The following is a 20,929-nucleotide window of genomic DNA, read 5'->3' as shown; positions in this document are numbered from 1 at the left end:
TAAAAAGCAAAGCTAAAATTAATTAAGAAAAGTGAGTAAACTGTGTTGGCTGGCCGTGTGCAGGTCCCGCCAGGCCCGGTTTATCTCGCTATCGGCCGAGGCCGCCTGCAGCCCGCAGTAAGGATATAATTCATCCACACATTCACGGGATATTTTAGCCAGAACGCGGCTTGTGCTGCTTACAGCCATCAATTTGTCTTCATTTTTGGGGTCGCTCCAGGAATTTTCAACTGCTGAAAAAAATGTTGCGCGCGACTGGTCGTGCAATCCTATCGCATATCGCATCATCTCATTCATTACCTCCACATTTTCCGGTTTTATCCTGCGAATATTGATGATCCGGCTTTCAAAAGCAGAAGCGCACAAATCCATAAAATGAATGGCCATGCCCGAAAGATTTGCCGCCAGCGTAGCTTCGGCCAGTTGCAAAAACGGGTAAGTATACAATGGGGCATCTATTACAGTGGCTTCTGGGTCTATTTTAAAACAACGGGCTTTATCAACCCGTAAATCATTTACCATATAAGCGTCGCTGCCCGTAGCAATCATGCCCATATATTTCCAGCCCGGCTGTAGCATTACATCTTTCCTATCCAGTACAAATGGTAATATCAAAGGTGTCCCGTCTTTATTCAGCACGGGGCTACCGTCATTCAAAATATTACAATTAACCGTAATATAGGTTGCATGGTGCACGCCACTGGCATATTTCCAACCGCCATTTATGATGTAGCCGTCGCCGGTGATAGTAGCGGTACCGGTGGCTGCCCCGCTACCCGCCAGGCACACGTGTTTATCGCTATAGATCTGCCTCGCGATGGCTGGATTCATAAAGCCGCCGAACCATCCCGCGCCACAGCACAGGGTTACCACCCAGCCAAGGCTGCCATCGGCCCAGGCCAGCGCCTCTTCTGTTTTGACGAGTTGGGGCAATGGCGTTTCGGCGCCGCCATACCGGTGTGGTGCCAACAAGTTAAACCACTGCTGCTCATATACAAGCTGCAATTGTGCCGGATGCAGTTTACCCATACGCTCTGCTTCCTGCGCGTTATTCCGTATGGTGTCAATCCATTCGGGGGTTAACAAATATGATGGATGCTGAATTTTTTCCATTTTATTGTGAAACGCTAAAAGTTTGTTCCTCGTTTTGGTTGGTGAAGCGTTTAGCTATCCTTCGCCAGTCAAAATAACCGAATATTGCTACCACAAATAAGACGACCGTGAGTACGGCGAACATCACCAGGTTTTTATGATACAGCAAAGGGATGGCAAACAGGTTGCTTAAGTTAAGCAATATCCAATTTTCCACCTTGCGCCTGGCCAAGAGCCACATACCCGCCCATGCTGTTGATGATACCCACGAATCCCAGACAGGTACGGTCGAAGGGGTAAAGTTAACCAGCACCAGGTATAATATGCCCCACCCAACAAATACAATAAGCAGCGTTATTATCCATTCGTGCCGTGTAGCGTAGCTCACCTTTACGGGGGGCTGGTCCCGTTTTTTTATCCAGTGGTACCAGCCGTAAACGCTCATCACCACATAGTAGCAGCTTAACAAACATTCGGCATACAGGGTGGTATTAAGCAGCAGGTAAATAGAAATTAAAGTGGAGGCTATACCCGTTGGGTACAGCCACACTTTATTTGCCTTTGCCAGTATCACTTCGGCCACGCCCAAAATCACCGCGGCCCATTCCAGCCAGGTTGTTGCTTTTACCTGTTCCAGGAACAGTGCTATCCAGTGTTGCATCGGCCTAAAAACTAAAAGTTACCGATGCCAGGAAATTGCGCGTTGCCTGCGGGAAATAGTAGTTATAGTTAACTAATGTGCCACTATCCACTTCGGGGTAAGTAGCGCCATTGGCCTCGTACTTTTTGCTGAAAACGTTATTGACCAGTAAACCAAGGTTTATGTTTTTGATAGCCTGCGTATGGATGTTATAGCTTAGCCTTACATCGTTTACAAAATAGGCTTTTAGCAACCGGTTAACCGCGTATGGGTTATTGGCCACATCGGGCGAGGTGCTGTAACCCGCCGGGTTAATATTCCCGGTATTATCCAGATATTGCTTGCTTACATACTTGCTGATAAAGGCGATGCTGCCATTTTTTACCGGCGAATAAGCGATCTCGCTCCCCACGATCAACGACGGCGAGTAGGCTATATCTGTTTTTTTGAATGATTGCGTAACCGGGGCCAGTGGATTATAATCATCATCGTAGCTGGCCAGGGCAATATTCAGATCTTTGATTTTATTAGTGCTGATAGTGGCATTGGCCGCCCAGCTCAACTGGTTTGTAATTTTAATACTGCCGTCAAGCTCAATGCCCGCGCGGTAGCTGTTATCAACGTTGATACGCGTTGCCCCGCCTACATCATTTAGGGCCCCGGTTAGTATCAACTGGTTTTTATACAACATGTAAAACAGGTTTATGCCTCCTTTAAATCCATCGCCGCTGATGCGGTAACCGGCCTCAAAATCCTTCAGGTTTTCGGCTTTGGGCCTGCTTGCCGGAGTGCTTTCGGTATAGTCGTTACGGTTTGGTTCGTGGTTACCCACCGCGATGGAAGCATAAATATTGTTATGTTCATCAAACTCGTAAGTGATACCGGCCTTCGGGTTAAAAAAGTTCAGCGTGGCGTTCTGCTGCACGTTGTTCAGGTTCCTGTCGAACCCTAAGAAGGAGTAGTAAACCCTGCGGTACTGCATATCGGCAAAGAGGGTTGCGTTGCCCACTTTATATTCGCCGCGACCAAAAATGTTGAAATCGTTTTTATCAGCATCATCCCGGTAGTACTCGTAATTTGGCGGGATTCCTGCGCTTTCTTTGGTATAAATAATGTTGCCATAATGCGCACCGCTGTAACGGTTATATGCGCCGCCCAAAGTAAAGTTCAGGTTGCTTTGTGCCTGGTATTTTAAGGCATAGGTTACGCCATAAAAGTCATTATTCAGCCAAAGGCGGCGTACCAGGTCGGTATTGGTAATGGCTGTGCCGCCGATAACCACGGGCGTTAGGTTGTAGTCGGTTACATCAGCATCGTTCTTATATTCTTCATAGTAACCAAAGCCCTTTGTATAATGTAAAGCACCGCTAAAGGACAGCTTATCAGACAGTTTTTGATCGTACAGCAACTGGTAATGGTTTTGCTGGTAATTGTCTACCTGGTCTTTATAAAAGTTGCCGTCGCTCATCAAGCCCAGCTCGTTATAGGTACGGTTATCTTTACGGGTATCATCACCAATAATATAATCGGGCACACCGTTCCAGGCCTGGTACGTGCGCTCGATGCCCGAGAAAACGTTAAGCCTTAGCGTACTGTTTTTGCCATAATATGCCCCACTCAGGAAAAACGACCGCAGGCTTGATGATGCCCGGTCGATATACCCGTCGGATTTTATCCTCGACAAACGGCCATCCACACTAAAATGCCCGCCCAGTAAGCCTGTGCCCAGGCTTACGGTGTTTTTCATGGTGTTATACGAGCCTACAGTTGTGCCGATATCCGTGTAGCCGGTATCGCGGCGGGTAGCGGTTTGTATATTGATGCTGCCGCCGAAAGCACCCGCGCCGTTGGTTGACGTGCCCACGCCGCGCTGAACCTGTATGTTGTTTACTGATGACGTAAGATCGGGCAAATTCACAAAGAACGAGCCCTGGCTTTCGGCATCGTTTAACGGGATACCATTAATGGTTACGTTCACCCGTGTTCCGTCGCTGCCGCGGATGCGGATGCCGGTGTAGCCAATGCCCGTGCCGCCATCAGAGCTTACCACAACCGATGGTGTTTGGGCGAGCATATAGGGCAGGTCCTGCCCGAAGTTGTTTTTCTGCAGGTCCTTTTTGCTAAGGTTAGTAAACGCTGTCGGCGAGTTTTTGCCCGCGCGGGTGGCGGTTACCGTAACCTCTTCGGCGCTGAATGTCGCATTCGTAAGGGCAAAGTTAAGCGCCAGGTTACCGTTTAAGGTAACGGCTTGGGTGGTGGTTTGATAGCCGATATAAGTGGACTTAATGGTGTAGGTGCCGCTTGGCAGGCCGGCGATCTGGTAATTACCCTTTACATCGGCCTGTGTGTTAATGGCCGGGCTGGTAATGGTTACGGTTGCGCCGGGCAGTGCTTCGCCGGCTTGGTTGGTTACTTTTCCGCTGATGGAAAATTGGGCCGATGCCAGGACAGGCAGCAGCAGGGCGCTGAGCGCCGCAAATAAGTTTTTCAATTTGTTGAACAATAAATTAGTTAAACCATCTGCTCACCAGGGTATAATGGCAGTACACTTAACTTGTTACCTCTCCCTACGCCGGCATTACCCGGATCAGGTGCATATTTAAGTCGTTAGTCGTAAGTTCTTAGTCCGAAGCCGATTTTTCGACTTAAGACTTAAAGCTTTAGACTTTGTACTCAAATAATGGGTTTGATCTCAGCCTGTCTTTCAGTTTGATTGCTCAAAGCAAGGCACCCCTTGAGAATTATGTGGCAAATATAGGATTTGGTTTGAGAATATGATAAATAATTGTTTGCGACGGTAATAATAATGTAATGAAGTGCGCTTTTAGCGAGCTGGATTTAAAGCGTATTACCACATCATAGCGCGTGTAAAATTATTATATTTTGAAGTGAGGATAGTTAATCTGGTTGCTTATATTTTGTATCTATGCAGAATGAAACATATATACCAAACATTATCCCTTGTATCTGCAATTGCGCTTGTGTTATTTGCTAATGCGTGTAAAAAGGATGGTGATAAAAAGCCTACACCTACCTTAACAACAAAAGAAGTAACATCTGTAACTACTTCTACAGCTGTATCCGGCGCTGAAAATATAAAAAGTGAGGGCTCTGAAGTTTCTGACAAAGGTATTTGTTGGGCCGAATCGGGGCTACCCACTATTTCAGATAGTAAGAAGGCTGAAGGGAGTGGCGCAAGCAGCTTTAATAGCCAGCTTACAGGCTTAAAAGAAAACACCACCTATTATGTAAGAGCTTATGCTATGAATGCCTCCGGGGTATCATATGGCCAGCGGGTGTCATTTACTACACTTGCCCATGCAACAGTTTCAATTGACTCGCTTGTTAGTAGTACAACCAATGAGATAACCGTAAAAGGGAGCGTAGAATCAAAAGAAGGGAATGATATAATTAGTAAGGGATTTTGCCTGGCAAAAACACCAATCCCCACAATTAACGATATAAAAAGCATAGAGTCCCTCGACACAGATCCTATGAACTATACCTTTAAAAATCTGACTCCCAATACCACCTATTATATACGTGCTTATGCTATCAACGCTGCCGGTATTTCATATAGTGACGAAGTAAAGGTAGTAACAGATGTAATTGACATTGATGGTAACATATACAAAACTGTAAATATTGGAAATCAGGTATGGCTTGTGACAAATTTAAAAGTTACTCACTACAGAAATGGGGATGCTATCCCTAATATTACGAATGATAATGACTGGCCGCAAACCAATCAAGGGGCTTACTGTAACTATGATAATAATAATAGTCTCGCTGAAATTTATGGACGCCTATATAATTTTAATGCTGTAAAAGATACCAGAAATATTTGTCCGGTTGGCTGGCGCGTGCCAACAGATGCCGATTGGAAAGCGCTTTATCAGTACTTGGGCACAACAAATACTTCTGCCGGTAAAATGAAAGAAGCCGGAACAGCGCATTGGAGGTCGCCAAATACAGGCGCAACCAACAGTAGCGGCTTTACGGGCTTGCCAGCCGGATACCGCTCTGGGGTCTATTACGGCATAGGTTCAACTACAATTTTTTGGTCAGACGCTACATCGTCGTATACCGCTGTTTTAAGTTTTGATACTGAACTAGCCGGCGGAAGCGCCAATAAGGGAGATAGGGCAGGCTTCTCTGTTCGTTGTATTAAGATAAATTGACAGCTATAATTAACAATATTAAAATTTTTATACTGGCACCATGCTCTTTGTGGAATGTGTAGATTTTTAACGTAGAAGATAGTTATATCACGTGCTTTTACCTTTCGCCTCAAAACAGTACTTTTGCAAGCTTTTAACAGAAGGAATTATGCTTAGAACACACACCTGCGGGCAATTAAATATCAGCGATTTAGGCGAAACGGTAACCCTGTGCGGATGGGTGCAAAAATCGCGCGACCTGGGGGGCACCACGTTTATTGATGTGCGCGACCGTTATGGTTTAACCCAACTGGTTTTAAATACCGATACCGATGCTAACCTGCGCGAAGCCGGCAGGCAGCTGGGCCGCGAGTTTGTGATAAAGGTAACAGGCACCGTTCTGGAGCGTTCTAACAAAAACACTAAAATACCAACCGGCGAAATTGAAATTGCCGTTACCGCACTGGAGATATTGAACGCTGCCAAGATCCCACCATTTTTAATTGAGGATGAAACCGATGGCGGTGAGGAACTGCGCGCCAAATACCGTTACCTCGATCTGCGCCGCAACCCTATTCGTAACAACCTGGTCCTTCGCCATAAAATGGCGCAGGAGATACGCAAATATTTAGACGGGCTGGATTTTATTGAGGTGGAAACCCCGGTACTGATCAAATCCACCCCAGAAGGCGCGCGCGATTTTGTGGTGCCAAGCCGTATGAACCCCGGCGAATTTTACGCCCTGCCGCAATCGCCGCAAACCTTTAAGCAATTGCTGATGGTGAGCGGGTTCGATCGTTACTTCCAGATCGTGAAATGCTTTAGGGACGAAGACCTGCGTGCCGACCGGCAGCCGGAATTTACACAGATAGACTGCGAAATGTCGTTCATCACCCAGGAAGATATCCTGAATATTTTCGAAGGGCTTACCCGCCACCTGTTCCGCACTGTTAAAGGCTTGGAGCTTGGGGATTTCCCGCGCATGCAATATGCCGATGCCATGCGCTTGTATGGTTCTGATAAACCCGATACCCGCTTTGGGATGCAGTTTGTTGAATTGAATGACGTGGTAAAAGGCAAAGGGTTCAGCATTTTTGATAATGCCGAACTGGTTGTTGGTATCAATGCCAAGGGCTGTGCTAACTACACGCGTAAACAGATCGACGAGCTTACCGAGTGGATGAAACGCCCGCAAATTGGCGCTACTGGCTTAATCTATGCCCGCCATAACGAAGACGGCACACTTAAATCATCGGTTGATAAATTTTACAATGAAGAAGAGCTGGCCAAATGGAGCGCCGCTTTTGAAACCGAAAAAGGTGACCTGATCTTAATTTTAGCCGGCGAAACCGATAAAGTGCGTAAGCAACTGAATGAATTACGCCTTGAGGTTGGCGGACGTTTAGGCCTTCGTGATAAAAACAAATTCGCGCCGCTTTGGGTGCTTGATTTCCCGCTGCTGGAGTGGGATGAGGAAACAGAACGTTATCATGCTATGCACCACCCGTTCACTTCGCCAAAACCCGAGGATATTGCATTGCTGGATACCGAGCCTAAGAACGTCCGCGCAAACGCATACGACCTGGTTATAAACGGTACCGAAATTGGTGGCGGTTCTATCCGTATCCACGACAGAGAATTGCAATCGCTGATGTTTAAACACCTGGGCTTTTCGCCGGAGGAAGCGCAAAAACAATTTGGCTTTTTAATGGATGCATTTGAATATGGCGCACCTCCACACGGTGGTATCGCTTTTGGGTTCGACAGGCTTACATCTATCTTCGCAGGACTGGATTCCATACGCGACGTTATTGCTTTTCCTAAAAACAATTCGGGCCGCGATGTAATGATCGATTCGCCATCAACCATCGCCGATGCCCAGATGAATGAACTAAAAATTAAAACCACTGTATCGCAGTCATAATTTTATACGTATCATATCATATGAAAAAACATTTATTGATACTGAGCTTAGTTTTTCTTGCCTTTGCATCGTGCAAAAAGGATGAGGCACCGTTTGATGCCAGCGCGCAAGCCGCTAAGGACGAAACGGCCATACAAGCTTATTTAAGCGCACACGCCGACATTAACGCAACCAAAGACGCCAACGGCGTATATTACCAGGTAATTACCGAGGGCAACGGTGCAGCCGCCACAGCCACAAGTACCGTTACGGTAAATTACATTGGTAAATTATTGGATGGCACCCAGTTTGACACCGGCACCGGCCTGGCTGTAAAATTAAGCGACAACATCATCAAAGGGTGGAAACTTGGCTTATTACATGCTAAAACAGGCGGTCGCATCTTGCTTATCGTACCCTCGGCGTTGGCTTATGGTAATAAGGCGTCGGGTTTAAAAATTCCCGCAAACGCCGTATTGGTGTTTACCATTGATATTCTGGGCATTAGTTAGTAATATATTTGAATTTTAATCGTTAACTTTAATAATTATGAAAAAATATTTCTTTATACTAAGCGTGTTGGTTATAGGATTAGCCTCGTGCTCAAAAAACAGCGAACCCGAGCCTATTGTTGACCCGGCGGTACAAGCAAAAACCGATGATGATGCTATTGTTGCCTACTTAAGCGCGCATACCGATATCACCGCTGTTAAAGACCTTAATCACCCTGAACTTTATTACCAGGTATTGGCAGAAGGTACAGGCGACCCGATAACCGAAAATTCTCAGCTTGTTGTAAGTTATACCGGTAAAACCCTTAGCGGCGCCACATTTGACGCCCGCGATGATTTCTCGCTCAAGCTCTCTCAAAACATTATTGCGGGCTGGAAGATCGGTGTCCCTAAAATAAAAAATGGCGGTAAGATATTATTGATCATTCCTTCTGCCCTGGGTTATGGCCCGTATGCTAACGGTCCGCTTCCGGCCAATACGGTTTTAGTATTTACAATTACTATAAAATCGGTAGATGGTCATACCCCATCTGTCGATCCTATATAAAAAATACTATCCTTTAAATTTTAAGGGTTAAAAGCTTATCTTACTGCACTAAACCGCAGTGATGAAAAAGCTTTTAACCCTTCTTTTTTGCTTGTCCGTTTTATCGGGTGCGGCACAAAATCCTACGTTAAAAAAAGCAGTAAGTGCTAAAGCTGATGCCTTGCAGGATAAAGTAATAGCCTGGCGGCGCGATTTTCACGAACACCCGGAATTGGGCAATCACGAGGTGCGCACATCGGCCATTATTGCCAAACACCTGCAATCGTTAGGCATAGGGGTACAAACTGGTATTGCCACTACCGGTGTGGTAGGTATTTTAAAAGGCGACCTGCCGGGCCCCGTGGTTGCATTGCGTGCAGATATGGACGGGCTGCCGGTTACCGAGCGTGTGAACCTCCCCTTCGCTTCAAAAGTAAAAGCACAATATAACGGGCAGGAAGTTGGCGTAATGCATGCCTGCGGCCACGATTCGCACATGGCCATATTGATGGGGGTAGCCGAAGTGCTGTCTTCGATGAAGAAGGACCTGCGCGGAACAGTAAAATTCATTTTTCAGCCGGCCGAAGAGGGCGCACCTGTTGGAGAAAAGGGTGGCGCCGAAGAAATGGTAAAACAAGGGGTGATGGAAAACCCAAAGGTTGATGTGATTTTTGGCCTGCATATCAATTCGCAAACCGAAGTCGGAAAAATTGTTTACCGCCCGGGCGGTACCATGGCCGGTGTAAAAGATCTTCAAATAATCGTAAAGGGCCGGTCGGCGCACGGGGCCTATCCCTGGAGCAGCGTTGACCCGATAGTGGTTTCGGCACAAATTATCAGTAGTTTGCAAAGTATCGTAAGCCGGAACATAAATGTTACCGAAAATCCTGCAGTGGTAACCATCGGCTTGATCAACGGCGGCTCGCGCTTCAATATTATTCCCGAAAGCGTGAAGATGCAGGGCACCGTACGCTATTTTACCGAAGCGGATGAAAAACTGATAACCGAAAATGTAAAACGCATTGCCACCAAAACGGCCGAAGCATACGGCGCCACAGCCGAGGTACAGATCCCGTTCAGCAATAAATATCCCGTTACCTTTAATGATATTGCCCTTACCGCTAAAATGCTGCCTACGCTGGAAGCTACCGCCGGTAAAGAAAATGTATTGCTGCGCCCGCCGGTAACCGGGGCCGAAGATTTTAGCTTTTACCAGCAAAAAGTGCCCGGTATTTTTTTCTTTTTAGGCGGCATGCCAAAGGGCGGCAATAGTATAACAGCTCCATCGCATCACACGCCCGATTTTTACCTGGACGAAAGTGGTTTTACCCTCGGCGTTAAAGCGCTTTGTAATTTAACGTTGGATTATATGAACGGAAATGGCAAATAAAATGAAACGAACAGCTGCAACGCTCTTATTCCTTTTGGCAATATCTGCAGCATTTGCGCAGGATAAATACCTTGACCGGAAAGATATTGATAGCAGGACAGACAGTATAATGGCAGAAGGAAAGGCGCTATACAGGTCTGAATGGGCATCATGGTATGGTACGGATATTTTTTTAGAAAAGTTCAAAGATAAACGCGCCTTAATTGGCGGGTATTTATCTTATGAAACTAAAAGCGGGGTAAAAAATATCTTTTTGGAAAAGGAGACGACCCGGGCGTTCTTGCATCCATATCGTTTACTAATGATTTTAATGAGCAAAATTTCACGCTTGATACTACGGACAGGAAATTAAATGCAGGTGAAAAAGACTTCTTCACCATCAGGCGCCTCGCGCTCGAGCGCTTGCGCCAGGACACGACATTTAAATTTTATCAAAACACGGATATCAATGTTGTGCCCCTGATAAGAGGCGGGCATAAACGGGTGTATGTTTTAAGTGCGCCAAAAACCGACGGCGTGGTTCTGTATGGTAACGATTATCTAATTGATTTTGATAAAACAAATCAGATCGCTTCTGTAAAACGGATCCATAATTCCCTTATATCTGCGAGCGCGGGCGACAAATCTGATACAGCCAAGACCGTGTTAGAGTTTATACACTCTCATGTTGAGGGAAAAGAGCCCTTTATGACCGCCACAGATATTTGCACTACCATGTTATACCAGCACCTTACTACCTGGAAGCAAAGTATTGTGATATCAAAAAACTATGTTTCGATCTGGGATTGCGACAAGAGGTTAATGTTTGTACTCACTATGGATGCATGGAAAAAAATAGCCGGCGATCAATCTTCAAAAAAACCCCAATAGTAACCCTTGTCAAACCTCCTGTTCATCTGTAGTAAAAACCAGTGGCGCAGCCCCACGGCGGAGTTGCTCTTTAAAGGCCACCTGTTACATAGCGCCCGCAGCGCCGGCACAAGCGACAAGGCGCGTATCCGGCTCAACCAAAAGTTAATGGACTGGGCGGATGTGGTATTTGTGATGGAATATAAACACCGCGACCTGGTAAAGCAGCGATTTGCCTCCAATAGCAAACGGCTTGTTGTGCTAAACATACCGGACGACTACCAGTTTAATGACCCCGAACTTATTGAGATGTTAAGCGCTGCATTGGCCGATTGGCTATAATAAGACGCCTCAGAATATCTTTAAAGCTGACATGTTGAATCACCAGTTCATGAACATTAACGATGCTTACGAGGAATGAACATGAACACCATGAACGCGAAATTATTTATCTACCTTCCTGAAGTCGTAGGCATTGTACTCCACAAAATCGGCCACCTTAACCCGCAGCCCGGTTACCTTACCTTCCCTGACTGTAAAAGGGAATATCGCCTTGCCAAACACTGGGTCGGAGAAGGTTACGTAGAACCGGTTGCCGCCAAGCGGCTGCAGTTTAGCGTACATTTTCGGGTGATGCTCAAAGCGAATCTCCAGGTCATTGCCGCTTTCGCCGCGGGTTATTTCAAGGCTGCCGTAAAAATCGTTTACGTACTTACCGGTATATTTATTGGCCGATAGCGCCGGCTTAAGATTAAGCAGTGTGCTGTCGCGCAGTTTTTTATCGGCCGCCAGTTCCGCGTCGGTATTGGTTTTATTGTTTGCCAGGTAAACATCGTTATAATGGTAGTTTTTGTTCTTAAAAAACGCGTCCATGATATCCCATCGCAAAGCTTCGTAAAGCGCATTCTGGTCCGTATTAGTGAGGATGATAATGCCCAGGTTCTCTTTAGGTACCAGCGTTACCGACGATACATACCCGCTTACCCCACCGTCGTGCATAATTATACGCCGCCCGTCATAGTCCTGTATAAACCACCCCAGCCCGTAAAGCTGAAAGCCGCTATCGCCGTTCAAATGGTTAACATTGCCTACTACATCCTGCGGCTGTCTCGTTGCCGCTATGGCCGATGCAGGTATCACCTGCTTATTACCAGCCTTGCCGTTATTCAGCAAAGCCATTACCCATTTGCTCATGTCATTTACAGACGAACAAATGCTGGCCGCCGGTGCCAGGCCGTCGGTATTACAGTACGGGATGGCGGTAAGTCGGCCGTCAACAAGCGTGTGTGGCGCCGTGCGGTTTAGCGCTTTGGGCATATCGGCTGTTAAGGCCAGTGTGTTTGTCATGCCCAGGGGGGTAAAAATATTGTCTTTTAAAAACACCTCCCATTGATTGCCGGTAACCCGCGGGATGATCTCCCCTGCCGTTAAAAATGCTGAGTTGGTATACCCCCACGTGGTACGAAAGGGATAAGTGGCTTTCATTTTACCCAGTTTTTCTATTACCTCGTGGCGGCTTAAGTTGGTGTTATAAAAAGTAAAGTCTCCCTGAAACGTACGGAAGCCCAGCCGGTGGCAAAGCAGGTCTTTTACGATGGCCATATCGCCGGCAGCTTTATTTTCCAGCTTAAATTCGGGGATATATTTAGTTACCTTTTCATCAAGCGATAGTTTTTTTTCGGCCTGCAGCATAGCCAGGGCAGTGGCGGTAAAGGCCTTGGTATTACTGCCTATCATAAACAGCGTGTTTACATCTACCTTGTTGGGCAGGCCAAGTTCTTTCACGCCATAGCCCTTCATCAGCACAATTTTGCCATCTTTAACAATGCAAACGGCGGCGCCCGGAATACGCCAATTGGTAAGCGCCTTATTTATATAATTATCAAGGCTGTCCGTAATAAACTTACTCCTGTCAACAGTTTGTGCATTAGCGGTCACAACTACCATCAGGCATACAAGCAGTACGTATAATTTTTTCATAGGATGTTATATCAAGGGCTTTAAAATGCTAATTTAACGCAAAATTTACAGCAGCATTATTTATTTAATAAATTAAGAGGACAATAATCAAATCAAATTATTCATGAGTAAATATTACCGTTCAGGGTTGTTTGCCATTGCGTTTATGCTTTGTACGCTGGCACAAACCGCCGTTATGGCACAAATACCATCAACCCACTGGGCAAAAGATGGCTACCAGTATTATAAAGTTCAAAGCGGCGAAATTGTTGTGCTTGATGCACGCGATGCCAACAAAAAGTCGGTTTTGGTAAACAAAGAGATGCTTACCCCGCAAGGACAAAAGCCCATCGCGGTACGCAACTTCTACCTGTCAAACGACGGGCAAAAGGTGTTGCTTTATACCAATGCGAAGAAAGTGTGGCGTTATGCTACCCGAGGCGATTACTGGGTATATGACTTTGCAGCCAAAAAACTAACTAAACTGGGCTCAAACCTGCCGGCGTCATCGCTGATGTTTGCCAAGTTTTCGGCCGATGCAAGTAAGGTTGCTTATGTAAGCGGGCACAATATATATGTGGAAACCCTTGCCGGTGATAATGTTAAACAATTAACTACGGATGGTACCGAAAAACTGATCAACGGCACGTTTGACTGGGCTTACGAGGAAGAGTTTTTTTGCCGCGATGGCTTTCGCTGGAGCCCGGATGGTAACCAGATAGCTTACTGGCAGATAGACGCCAGTAAAACTAAGAATTACCTGATGCTAAACACAACCGATTCGATATACCCCTATGTAAAACCGGTTGAGTACCCGGTAGCCGGCGAGCCGCCATCACCGTTCAAAATCGGGGTGGTAAGCGTTGCCGGCGGCGCAACCAAATGGATGGATATCCCAACTGATCCTGTTTTGCAATCGTACGTTCCGCGGATGGAATGGGCCGCTAACAATACAGAACTGATCATTCAGCACCTTAACCGGGCGCAAAACCAAACAGAGGTAATGCTGTGTAACGTAGCAAGCGGCAAATCAAAAACCATTTACCAGGAGAAAGATGCGGCATGGATAGATATTTTACCCGAATGGGAAGAGCACTATTACTATGGCGGCTGGGACTGGTTTAAAAACGGCGCCGACTTTTTATGGGCAAGCGAAAAAGACGGGTGGAGACATTTATACCGCATAAGCCACGATGGGAAGAAGGAAACCCTGGTTACCAAAGGCAACTACGACGTAATGCAGATAAACGCCATTGATGAAAAATCGGGGTATGTATATTTTTCGGCTTCGCCCCAAAATGCCACGCAAAAGTATTTATACCGTACCAAGCTGGACGGCAGCGGTAAAGCCGAGCGCCTTACGCCGATGAACGAGCCTGGCACGCATGAATATGATGTATCGCCAAATGGCAGGGCCGCTACACATAGCTTCTCTAACTATTACACCGAAGCGGTTAGCGAGGTGGTATCGCTTCCGGAGCATAAAACTTTCGACGGGTCCGAAAAGGCCGTAAAAGCGGTAACCGCATCGGCGGCTAACAAAGCACAATCGAACGTTGAGTTTTTTAAGGTAAAAACAGAAGATGGTGTTGAAATGGACGGTTGGATGGTAAAACCTGATAACTTTGATGCCACTAAAAAGTACCCGGTGGTTTTATACGTATACGGTGAGCCCTGGGGCCAGAATGTAAAGGACGAAAACGGCAGCAGCTATAACTTTATGTACACCGGCGATATGGCTAAAGACGGCTACATCTACATGTCCATAGATAACAGGGGCACACCTGTACCAAAGGGGCGCGAATGGCGTAAATCTATCTACAAAGGCATTGGCACACTGAACATTCGCGACCTGGCAATGGGCACCAAACAATTGCTGAAAGAGCGCTCATATCTCGACACTTCTCGGGTGGCGGTTTGGGGATGGAGCGGCGGCGGTTCATCAACCCTGAACCTGATGTTCCAATATCCCGAAATTTTTAAAACAGGCATTGCTATTGCCGCGGTAGGCAACCAGTTATCATACGACAATATTTACCAGGAGCGCTATACAGGCGTACCTGTTGATGCCGAAGGACGGGCAGCCTATTTAAAAGGATCGCCCATTACTTACGCCAAAAACTTAAAAGGTAACTTATTGTACATCCACGGCACCGGGGACGACAACGTTCATTATCAGAACGCCGAACTGTTGATTAACGAACTGGTAAAATACAACAAGCAATTTCAGCTGATGCTGTATCCAAACCGTACCCACAGCATATCAGAGGGGCCGGGTACCGGGATGCATTTACGCACACTGTACACAAATTATTTAAGGGAACATTGCCCTCCGGGTGCGAGGTAGGGCCTGAATAATATCGAATGATAAATATTCAATATCGAACGCCGAAAGGGTAATATTCGTCATTCGGTATTCAAAATCTGATGTTTGTGATTTAAAGAATAAAAGCAAAAGCCCCGCGGTTACACTGGCGGGGCTTTTATATTAAATCAAATTTATAATTGGTTAAAATGGAAGGTCGTCTGCATCGTTGTTGCGGTAGCCATCGGTGTCGGCTGTTTTTAAAACCGGGCGCTGAGCATTCTCGCTTTCAAAATCGGTTTTGCGGCCCAACATGGTAAAATTTTCAGCAACTACCTCGGTAGTGTACTTTTTGATCCCCTCTTTATCCTCGAATGACCGGGTACGCAATTTTCCTTCAATATAAACCAGTTTGCCTTTTTGTAAAAACTTAGCGGCCACGTCGGCAAGGCCCCGCCACATAACTATATTGTGCCATTCGGTTTGCTCTACTTTGCGGCCATCCTTGTTAAATGTTTCCGAAGTTGCTAATGGGAAACTTGCTACAGCAACGCCGCCTTCTAAATGCCGTACTTCGGGGTCTTTTCCTAAATGCCCTACCAGTATCACTTTGTTAATTCCAGACATGGCCTAAATTAACGGAGAATTATTTAGAAATTAAAAAAATATTTTATAAATATAAAAATAGCTTTCGGGAGCGCTAAATTTTTAATGTTATCTACATCAGTATAAAACCAGCCCTTTTCCATCTTATCAGGAAATTTCTCTAAAACCAAAAACCGGATGAATAACTGCTGGTGTGTTAAAACGTGTTTGATTATAGCCGAATTATCCTTTAAAATAATATTATCACCAAAAACTTTTGCCTGCGGCAGGCGCAGCAATTCAACCGGTTCCAATAACCCGGCGGTTTCAATAAGCGGCAGATCATACATGTTTGCCCATATATCGCTTTCGTCGCGCTTATTCATCAGGATAACGTTCCCATCGGTTATTAACAGATAGTTAAAATATCGCTTGCGTACTTTAACTGTTTTGAGTTTTACCGGCAAATACACGGTTGCATTTGTTTTAAAAGCAACGCAGCCTAACCTAACCGGGCACACGCCGCAAGCGGGGTTGCGGGGTTTGCAAAGCATCGCTCCAAATTCCATCATGGCCTGGTTATGCAGCCCCGGGCGGGCCTCATCAAGCACATCATCGGCTATTTGCTGAAACCTCTTCTTTCCCTTTGGTGAATTTATTGGCTCGTCAATCCCAAAATATCGCGCCAGCACGCGGTACACATTACCATCAACCACGGCCCTCGCCTCATTGCTCGAAAACGATGATATAGCTGCCGCGGTATATTCGCCTATACCCTTAAGCCTGATCAGTTCGTTATACGTAACCGGGAACACCCCGTTGTGCTGCTGCTGTACCAATTGAGCGGTTTTTAACATATTGCGGCCACGCGAGTAGTAACCGAGTCCCTGCCATAACTTTAATATCTCATCTTCGTGCGCTGCTGCAAAGGCTGTTACGGTTGGGTACTTTTCAACAAAACGGTAAAAATAGGGCAAGCCCTGTTCCACCCGGGTTTGCTGAAGTATAATTTCGGATAGCCAGATAACATAAGCATCCGTTGTTTTGCGCCATGGCAAGTCGCGTTTATTATCGTTGTACCAGGCTATTAGTTGCGCCGAAATATCCATTAATTGCAAAGTAACACCATATCATCCCTGTATCATAATTTCCAGCAAAAAATGCGGTTGCAGCGTCCCTGCAAAAAAAATCTTCTATTTATTTTATTCTTTAATTATAAAGCGATACTTTTGCAACCCCAAAACAGTTAAGTATTTATACATTTAAATAAAAGAAAACAGGATATGACCAAGGCAGAAATAATAGCTGAAATCTCATCTAAAACAGGAATAGAAAAAGTGGACGTGCAGGAAACTGTTGAGGCGTTTTTCAAAGTGGTTAAAACCTCGATGGTTGGCGGCGAAAACGTTTATGTCAGAGGTTTCGGAAGCTTTGTTGTAAAAAAGAGAGCAAAAAAAACAGCCCGTAACATCTCAAAAAATACTGCCATCATTATCCCCGAGCACTTTGTGCCAAGCTTTAAACCGGCTAAAACTTTTGTTGAAAAAGTAAGAAGCGGTAACAAAGCAGCTAAAACAAGCAAATAATAAGTATGAAAGTTAAACAAATAGTTGTAGGCGTAGCAGTAGTTGCTATTATGGGCTATTTGTATTCGTTGCCGGTTAAGGGTTTAACCAAACAGGCAGAGGCAACCCGTGGCAATGCTGCCGCAGGCGCTGCGCCAATAGCAAAAGCCAATGCTAATATAAACGCGGCTTCGGTGTCGGCACTGGCTAAACCCAATATCGACGCTGCCCTGTCGCAGGAGATCACCACGCTTGAGGGCAAGCTAAAAACCGCCGGCCAGGCCGATAAAGTTACCCTGCAAAGGCAATTAGCCCAAGCTTGGGACAGCGCTACACAGCCCGCACCGGCTGCCTTCTATTACCTGGATGTTGCGCATAGCAGCAACCAAATGCAAGATTGGTTAAACGCGGGCAACCGTTTTAACGCGGCTTACAGGGTATCAACAGATACGGCGGCACAGGCTGCTTACGTAGCGAACGCTGTTGAGGCCTTTGATCACGCTACCAAATTACAGCCGGCCAGCCTTGAGGCTAAAACGGGCCTGGGTGTTGCTTATGTAAATGGCGGCGCAATGCCAATGCAGGGTATAGCGCTTTTGCTTGAGGTGGTTAAAAAAGAACCCAAAAATCATGATGCCGTGCTAAACCTGGGCATGTTTGCCATGAAGAGCGGGCAGTATGAAAAAGCGGTTGACAGGTTTAAAACCCTTATAGCGCAAAAAGAAGAGGTTGAGCCTTATTTTTATTTGGCGGAAAGCTATAAGCAGTTAGGCAAAAAACAGGAAGCAATTGCAGCTTACCAAAAATGCAAAGATTTAATGGGCGACCCGGTTGCGGGCCAGCGCATAGACGAGTATATAAAGGAATTAAAGAAATAAATTAATCACATTTAAAAATTATTACTATGCCAAGCGGTAAAAAACGTAAGAGACATAAAATGGCTACCCACAAACGCAAAAAGCGTTTAAGAAAAAACAGACATAAGAAAAAATAAGCTGCTGTAAAGCAGGTTATACCCCGCTTAGCGGGGTTTTTATGTGTGTATTTTACCCACTTATTAACTTGCGGCGCAATTATGCGCCGTTTTAAGAAATGGAGTAGCAGTTGATAAAAGAATTAATTATCGATTCATCCCCCAACGGGGCTACTATTGCACTATTACAGGACAAACAACTTGTAGAACTCCATAAAGAGCAGATCACTAACAATTATACTGTTGGCGATATTTACCTGGGCCGCATTAAAAAAATAATGCCGAGCCTTAATGCTGCCTTTGTGGATGTTGGTTACGAGAAGGATGCCTTTTTGCATTATCTTGATCTGGGGCCGCAGGTGCAAAGCCTGCTTAAGCTTACCAAACAAGTACGTAGCGGTGGATACCAATCGAAACTTTTAGATAATTTTAAGCCGGAAGCTGATATAAACAAAGGAGGCAAGATCTCGGATGTTTTATCAAAAAGCCTGCTTGTACCCGTACAAATAGCCAAGGAGCCGATTTCTACAAAGGGCCCCCGCTTAAGTTCCGACCTGTCGATAGCGGGGCGGTATGTTGTGCTGGTGCCTTTTTCTGAGGTAATATCTATCTCAAAAAAAATAAAGAGCAATACCGAACGCAACCGCCTGCGTAAGGTGGTTGAAAGCATTAAGCCAAAGCATTTCGGCGTTATTATACGTACCGTATCTGAAGGTAAAGGCGTGCAGGAATTGCAGAAGGATCTGTTGGACCTGATATCTAAATGGGAAACCTTTGTAACCAAGCTTCACGGTACCGAGCCATCTAAAAAGGTGTTGGGCGAAATTGGCCGTACATCAACAATCCTGCGTGATATCCTTAATCCCGATTTTCAGCATATTTATGTGAATGAGCAGAGTATGTATGAAGAAGTGCGGTCGTATATACACGAGATATCTCCCGACCTGGAGGGCATTGTACGCCTGCATAAGCACAAGGAGCCTATTTTTGAGCATCACGGTGTCGAGAAGCAGATAAAATCGACCTTTGGTAAAACGGTAAACCTTGCCGGCGGCGCCTACCTGGTTATTGAGCACACCGAGGCCCTGCACGTTATTGACGTAAACAGCGGTAACCGTACGGCTAATAAAGAGAACCAGGAAGAGAACGCCTACCAGGTAAATAAAGAGGCGGCCAAAGAGATAGCCCGCCAGCTGCGCCTGCGCGATATGGGCGGCATTGTGGTTGTCGATTTTATTGACATGCACAAGCCAACCAACCGTAAAGAGCTTTTTGATTACCTGAAGGCACAAATGGCCGACGACCGTGCCAAGCACACCATATTGCCGCCAAGTAAATTTGGACTGATACAAATTACGCGGCAGCGTGTAAGGCCCGAAATGAATATTGTTACCAGCGAGGTTTGCCCTGCTTGCGGCGGCACCGGTACAATAAGGCCAACCGTATTGCTGATAGATGATATCGAAACAAACTTCAATTACATCCTTACCGAGCAAAACGAGAAAAATATTACACTTTGTGTACACCCATACATTGAGGCTTACATTAAAAAAGGCGTATTTAACCGCCAGATGAAATGGTACTTTAAATATGGGCAGTGGATAAAGGTTAAAAGTAACCCCGCCTACCAGATAACCGAGTTCAGGTTTTTCTCGAGCAAGGATGAGGAGATAAAATTGTAGATGTGCAGATTTCAGATGTGTAGATGAAAAAGAGCCGCCTTTTAGAAAAGGCGGCTCTTTTTTTGTTTAGCTTTTAAAGCTATAAGTTTTCCAATCTCTTTATTTCTTCAACAATTTGCTCGACAACTTCTACGTTATAAATTTTCTTTCCGCTTGTTGTCTTTTCTGAATAGATGAAAAATACTTTTCCCCCAAAGTCCTTTTCAAATCTTTGATGATTTACCATATGCATTTCCACCCATTGATATTGATTCAAAGCTTGCCCCGAGGCAATTGGTTTAATTTGAAGACCTATAAATCTTCCATTGATTTCAATATAAAAATCGACGCTATATGTACGATCCCATTTATCCTCTGCGGGATGTATGATTTGCCCGACCAACCCTTGAAGCTGACCATAAACTGTCTGAATCTCCGTTATATAACCTTCAAATGTTCGATTTAACACGAGATTGTATGCGTAGTCAATACATTCATCTTCTGTTATAGCGTTCAGTTCTAACTGAACAACCTCCGACAGTTTTATATACAGTGTTTGACCCAAACCAGTAATATACTCTCTTGTTATTGTCGAGCCGCCTAATTTCTTCTGTATAGCGTTATTAAAATAGAACTTTTCCCATTCAGCAAACTCTTTCGGAGCACAACTTCTTATTAACTCAGACGTTGAGCCGACGCTATGAGCCTTATTTAATGCCCAACGGTTCATTCCATAATTAAGAAGCGTTTCCCTTTTAAACTTCTTATTAACACCATCAACATCTGATATCCAGTCCTTAGCCATTTTA

The 20,929-nt window shown here is 45.4% G+C and carries 19 protein-coding genes; 12 read left to right on the top strand and 7 right to left on the bottom strand.

What is annotated here, in order from left to right:
- Positions 1 to 18: 18 nt before the first annotated feature.
- Genes GWR56_RS04850 through GWR56_RS04840 form a run of 3 tightly spaced genes read right to left on the bottom strand, consistent with a single transcriptional unit; the run spans position 19 to position 4,223 of the window.
- The gene (locus GWR56_RS04850; RefSeq protein WP_162430032.1) at positions 19 to 1,113 is read right to left on the bottom strand and encodes an acyl-CoA dehydrogenase; all 1,095 of its coding nucleotides are present in this window, start codon (positions 1,111 to 1,113) and stop codon (positions 19 to 21) included.
- A 1-nt stretch (position 1,114) separates the two neighbouring features.
- Positions 1,115 to 1,753 (bottom strand): nicotinamide riboside transporter PnuC, encoded by a 639-nt coding sequence (pnuC, locus tag GWR56_RS04845; RefSeq protein ID WP_162430031.1) that lies wholly within the window; start codon positions 1,751 to 1,753, stop codon positions 1,115 to 1,117.
- Positions 1,754 to 1,757: 4 nt separating this feature from the next.
- Positions 1,758 to 4,223, bottom strand: a complete 2,466-nt coding sequence (locus GWR56_RS04840) for a TonB-dependent receptor (RefSeq protein ID WP_238395304.1) — start codon at positions 4,221 to 4,223, stop codon at positions 1,758 to 1,760.
- A gap of 442 nt (positions 4,224 to 4,665) precedes the next feature.
- Between GWR56_RS04840 and GWR56_RS04835 the strand changes: the two genes are divergently transcribed.
- The 8 genes from GWR56_RS04835 (at position 4,666) to GWR56_RS04800 (ending at position 11,414) form a co-directional block, all read left to right on the top strand.
- Positions 4,666 to 5,913: an FISUMP domain-containing protein gene (locus tag GWR56_RS04835; protein ID WP_162430030.1), complete on the top strand. Its 1,248-nt coding sequence runs from the start codon at positions 4,666 to 4,668 to the stop codon at positions 5,911 to 5,913.
- 148 nt (positions 5,914 to 6,061) lie between these two features.
- Entirely contained in the window at positions 6,062 to 7,816 is a 1,755-nt protein-coding gene (aspS, locus tag GWR56_RS04830) for an aspartate--tRNA ligase (RefSeq protein WP_162430029.1), read from the top strand.
- 20 nt (positions 7,817 to 7,836) lie between these two features.
- The gene (locus GWR56_RS04825) at positions 7,837 to 8,307 is read left to right on the top strand and encodes an FKBP-type peptidyl-prolyl cis-trans isomerase (RefSeq protein WP_162430028.1); all 471 of its coding nucleotides are present in this window, start codon (positions 7,837 to 7,839) and stop codon (positions 8,305 to 8,307) included.
- Between the two features lie 37 nt (positions 8,308 to 8,344).
- Complete coding sequence (locus tag GWR56_RS04820) at positions 8,345 to 8,854, top strand: FKBP-type peptidyl-prolyl cis-trans isomerase (RefSeq protein ID WP_162430027.1); 510 nt, start codon at positions 8,345 to 8,347, stop codon at positions 8,852 to 8,854.
- A 61-nt stretch (positions 8,855 to 8,915) separates the two neighbouring features.
- On the top strand, positions 8,916 to 10,223 hold the full coding sequence (locus GWR56_RS04815) for an amidohydrolase (RefSeq protein WP_162430026.1): 1,308 nt from the start codon (positions 8,916 to 8,918) through the stop codon (positions 10,221 to 10,223).
- Between the two features lies 1 nt (position 10,224).
- A complete protein-coding gene (locus GWR56_RS04810) occupies positions 10,225 to 10,575 on the top strand; it encodes a hypothetical protein (protein WP_162430025.1) in 351 nt (116 codons plus the stop codon).
- A 101-nt stretch (positions 10,576 to 10,676) separates the two neighbouring features.
- Positions 10,677 to 11,093 (top strand): hypothetical protein, encoded by a 417-nt coding sequence (locus GWR56_RS04805; RefSeq protein ID WP_162430024.1) that lies wholly within the window; start codon positions 10,677 to 10,679, stop codon positions 11,091 to 11,093.
- A gap of 6 nt (positions 11,094 to 11,099) precedes the next feature.
- Positions 11,100 to 11,414, top strand: a complete 315-nt coding sequence (locus tag GWR56_RS04800; protein ID WP_162430023.1) for a low molecular weight protein tyrosine phosphatase family protein — start codon at positions 11,100 to 11,102, stop codon at positions 11,412 to 11,414.
- A 102-nt stretch (positions 11,415 to 11,516) separates the two neighbouring features.
- Here the strand turns inward: GWR56_RS04800 and GWR56_RS04795 are convergent, their stop codons facing one another.
- A complete protein-coding gene (locus GWR56_RS04795; RefSeq protein ID WP_162430022.1) occupies positions 11,517 to 13,052 on the bottom strand; it encodes a serine hydrolase in 1,536 nt (511 codons plus the stop codon).
- A 103-nt stretch (positions 13,053 to 13,155) separates the two neighbouring features.
- Here GWR56_RS04795 and GWR56_RS04790 point away from each other — a divergent pair, with 103 nt between their 5' ends.
- A complete protein-coding gene (locus GWR56_RS04790; RefSeq protein WP_238395303.1) occupies positions 13,156 to 15,378 on the top strand; it encodes a S9 family peptidase in 2,223 nt (740 codons plus the stop codon).
- A 162-nt stretch (positions 15,379 to 15,540) separates the two neighbouring features.
- Here the strand turns inward: GWR56_RS04790 and GWR56_RS04785 are convergent, their stop codons facing one another.
- Both GWR56_RS04785 and mutY read right to left on the bottom strand, forming a co-directional pair.
- A complete protein-coding gene (locus tag GWR56_RS04785; protein WP_238395302.1) occupies positions 15,541 to 15,963 on the bottom strand; it encodes a single-stranded DNA-binding protein in 423 nt (140 codons plus the stop codon).
- Between the two features lie 23 nt (positions 15,964 to 15,986).
- Positions 15,987 to 17,030 carry an A/G-specific adenine glycosylase gene (gene mutY / locus GWR56_RS04780; protein WP_162430021.1) on the bottom strand — a complete coding sequence of 348 codons (1,044 nt, stop codon included), beginning with the start codon at positions 17,028 to 17,030 and terminating at the stop codon, positions 15,987 to 15,989.
- Positions 17,031 to 17,204: 174 nt separating this feature from the next.
- Here mutY and GWR56_RS04775 point away from each other — a divergent pair, with 174 nt between their 5' ends.
- The 3 genes from GWR56_RS04775 (at position 17,205) to GWR56_RS04765 (ending at position 20,141) form a co-directional block, all read left to right on the top strand.
- On the top strand, positions 17,205 to 17,507 hold the full coding sequence (locus GWR56_RS04775) for an HU family DNA-binding protein (RefSeq protein ID WP_162430020.1): 303 nt from the start codon (positions 17,205 to 17,207) through the stop codon (positions 17,505 to 17,507).
- Positions 17,508 to 17,512: 5 nt separating this feature from the next.
- Positions 17,513 to 18,364: a tetratricopeptide repeat protein gene (locus GWR56_RS04770; RefSeq protein ID WP_162430019.1), complete on the top strand. Its 852-nt coding sequence runs from the start codon at positions 17,513 to 17,515 to the stop codon at positions 18,362 to 18,364.
- A 226-nt stretch (positions 18,365 to 18,590) separates the two neighbouring features.
- Positions 18,591 to 20,141 (top strand): Rne/Rng family ribonuclease, encoded by a 1,551-nt coding sequence (locus GWR56_RS04765; protein WP_162430018.1) that lies wholly within the window; start codon positions 18,591 to 18,593, stop codon positions 20,139 to 20,141.
- Positions 20,142 to 20,220: 79 nt separating this feature from the next.
- Here GWR56_RS04765 and GWR56_RS04760 read toward each other — a convergent pair whose 3' ends face one another.
- The gene (locus GWR56_RS04760; protein WP_162430017.1) at positions 20,221 to 20,925 is read right to left on the bottom strand and encodes an MjaI family restriction endonuclease; all 705 of its coding nucleotides are present in this window, start codon (positions 20,923 to 20,925) and stop codon (positions 20,221 to 20,223) included.
- Positions 20,926 to 20,929: the final 4 nt, after the last annotated feature.

Origin of the sequence: Mucilaginibacter sp. 14171R-50 (assembly GCF_010093045.1) — a bacterium.
GTDB lineage: Bacteria > Bacteroidota > Bacteroidia > Sphingobacteriales > Sphingobacteriaceae > Mucilaginibacter.
Note: the sequence above shows the minus strand (reverse complement) of the source record. Positions and strands in the feature narration are given on the sequence as shown.

Bases quoted from the DNA above. Each gene is read 5' to 3' on its own strand.
- GWR56_RS04810 (WP_162430025.1), top strand. From the start codon at position 10,225: ATGAAACGAACAGCTGCAACGCTCTTATTCCTTTTGGCAATATCTGCA.
- aspS (WP_162430029.1), top strand. From the start codon at position 6,062: ATGCTTAGAACACACACCTGCGGGCAATTAAATATCAGCGATTTAGGC.
- GWR56_RS04795 (WP_162430022.1), bottom strand. From the start codon at position 13,052: ATGAAAAAATTATACGTACTGCTTGTATGCCTGATGGTAGTTGTGACC.
- GWR56_RS04775 (WP_162430020.1), top strand. From the start codon at position 17,205: ATGACCAAGGCAGAAATAATAGCTGAAATCTCATCTAAAACAGGAATA.
- mutY (WP_162430021.1), bottom strand. From the start codon at position 17,030: ATGGATATTTCGGCGCAACTAATAGCCTGGTACAACGATAATAAACGC.
- GWR56_RS04815 (WP_162430026.1), top strand. From the start codon at position 8,916: ATGAAAAAGCTTTTAACCCTTCTTTTTTGCTTGTCCGTTTTATCGGGT.
- GWR56_RS04785 (WP_238395302.1), bottom strand. From the start codon at position 15,963: ATGTCTGGAATTAACAAAGTGATACTGGTAGGGCATTTAGGAAAAGAC.
- GWR56_RS04760 (WP_162430017.1), bottom strand. From the start codon at position 20,925: ATGGCTAAGGACTGGATATCAGATGTTGATGGTGTTAATAAGAAGTTT.
- GWR56_RS04850 (WP_162430032.1), bottom strand. From the start codon at position 1,113: ATGGAAAAAATTCAGCATCCATCATATTTGTTAACCCCCGAATGGATT.
- GWR56_RS04835 (WP_162430030.1), top strand. From the start codon at position 4,666: ATGAAACATATATACCAAACATTATCCCTTGTATCTGCAATTGCGCTT.
- GWR56_RS04770 (WP_162430019.1), top strand. From the start codon at position 17,513: ATGAAAGTTAAACAAATAGTTGTAGGCGTAGCAGTAGTTGCTATTATG.
- GWR56_RS04825 (WP_162430028.1), top strand. From the start codon at position 7,837: ATGAAAAAACATTTATTGATACTGAGCTTAGTTTTTCTTGCCTTTGCA.
- GWR56_RS04790 (WP_238395303.1), top strand. From the start codon at position 13,156: ATGAGTAAATATTACCGTTCAGGGTTGTTTGCCATTGCGTTTATGCTT.
- GWR56_RS04820 (WP_162430027.1), top strand. From the start codon at position 8,345: ATGAAAAAATATTTCTTTATACTAAGCGTGTTGGTTATAGGATTAGCC.
- pnuC (WP_162430031.1), bottom strand. From the start codon at position 1,753: ATGCAACACTGGATAGCACTGTTCCTGGAACAGGTAAAAGCAACAACC.